The following is a 1,762-nucleotide window of genomic DNA, read 5'->3' on the forward strand; positions in this document are numbered from 1 at the left end:
CACCCCCACCCCTCACCCGAACCGCCCGTTCACATAGTCCGAAGTCCGCTCGTCCCGAGGCGAGTTGAACATCGCGTCGGTGTCACCGTGCTCGACGATCACACCGGGTGTGCCCTGCGCGGCGAGGAAGAAGGCGCAGGTGTCGGAGACCCGCGCGGCCTGCTGCATGTTGTGGGTGACGATGACGATGGTGACCTCGGACTTCAGCTCGGCGATGGTCTCCTCGATACGCCGGGTGGACGTCGGGTCGAGCGCCGAGCACGGCTCGTCCATCAGCAGCACCCGGGGCCGTACGGCCAACGAGCGGGCGATGCACAGCCGTTGCTGCTGCCCGCCGGAGAGCGCACCGCCCGGCTGCCGCAGCCGGTCCTTGACCTCGTTCCACAGGCCCGCCTTGGTGAGGCACTCCTCCACCAGGTCGTCCTTGCCGTCGCGGCCGACCTTGATGGCGTTGAGCTTGAGGCCGGCCACGACGTTGTCGTAGATGGACATCGCCGGGAACGGGTTGGGCTTCTGGAAGACCATGCCGATCTGGCGGCGGGCGTGGGTGATGCGCCGGCCGCGGTCGTAGATGTCCTGCTCGTCCAGGAGCACCCGGCCGGACAGGGCGGCGGAGCCGATCAGTTCGTGCATCCGGTTGAGGATGCGCAGGAAGGTCGACTTGCCGCAGCCGGAGGGGCCGATGAGCGCGGTGACCTCGCGGGCGGGCATGGTGAGCGAGACCCGGTCGAGGACCTTGTGGTCGCCGAACCAGGCGGAGACGGAGTCTGCACGCAGGGTGGCGGGTCCGCCGCCCAACGCGCCTGCCGGGACGGCGTCTACGACACGCGGCTGGACGAGGGTGTCGACGAGATCGGTGTTCTCGGTCATTCGGTAAGTCAACTTCCGTGCGGGGGCCGGGGATTGAGGGGCCCGGGGTCACAGCAGGTTCGGCAGCAGGGCGGTGAGGGACTGGGAGTCCGCGAGGCCCAGCGCGAGGAGGACGGGGCCGGCGCAGATCCAGGTCTGCCAGCGGCCCCAGACGCGGAAGGCGAACACCGCGAGCAGCGAGGCGAGCAGCAGGCCCTGCGTCCACAGGAAGACCCCGAGCCAGGCCCGGGGATCGGTGCCGAGGGCCTGTTCGGAGGCGGCGATCCAGCCGGGGCGCAGGTCGCGCGGAGGGTTGGGCTGGACAGGGGTGACCAGCCGGGCGTCGACCCGGAGGACACCGCTCGGGGTGTACGGCGCTCCGGTCGCGGTGATGAGGGTGAGCCGTCCCTGACCGCCGGTGAGGGGCGCGGGCAGCTCGTCGCCGGCCCGGCGGACCCCGGTGACCTCGTAGACCGACCTGCCCTGGCCGGTGGTGAGTTCGACGCGGGTGCCGGCGGGCAGGTCGCGCAGATGGAGGAAGGGGCTGCCGTAGCCCCACTGGCGGCCCATGATGACGGAGGTTCCGGCCTGGCCCGGCAGCGGGGTGTCGCGGCGGTGACCGGGTCCCGACATCAGGATCTCCGAGGTGGTGCCCTCGGCGACGACCTCCTTGACGCCCAGTGCGGGGATCCTCAGCAGGGCGACCGGCGCGCCCGGCTTCAGCAGCCTGCCCTCGTAGTCGCGCTGGCCCACCGGGGCGGTCCCCAGGGCGAGTTGGCGGCGCAGTTCGGCGTAGGCCGTGCGCTGGTCGCGGGCGTGCTGGAGGTGGCCGACGACCGTGAGGTTCGCGGCGAAGCCGAGGAGCACGGCGGCGAGCACGCACACGGCCGCTCCGGCGAGCGCGAGCCCGGGG

2 protein-coding genes are annotated in these 1,762 nt (G+C 71.9%); both read right to left on the reverse strand.

Annotated elements, in window-relative coordinates; all coding sequences use genetic code 11:
• Window positions 1-12: 12 nt before the first annotated feature.
• Window positions 13-870, reverse strand: a complete 858-nt coding sequence (gene pstB / locus GRC12_RS44140; protein WP_208786050.1) for a phosphate ABC transporter ATP-binding protein PstB — start codon at window positions 868-870, stop codon at window positions 13-15.
• A 48-nt stretch (window positions 871-918) separates the two neighbouring features.
• A partial coding sequence (locus GRC12_RS44145; protein ID WP_208786051.1) for a sortase occupies window positions 919-1,762 on the reverse strand: 844 nt, incomplete at its 5' end.

This window comes from Streptomyces griseorubiginosus, assembly GCF_017614965.1.
GTDB lineage: Bacteria > Actinomycetota > Actinomycetes > Streptomycetales > Streptomycetaceae > Streptomyces > Streptomyces griseorubiginosus_B.

Coding starts and splice junctions, on each gene's coding strand:
- pstB (WP_208786050.1), bottom strand. CDS start 870: ATGACCGAGAACACCGATCTCGTCGACACCCTCGTCCAGCCGCGTGTC.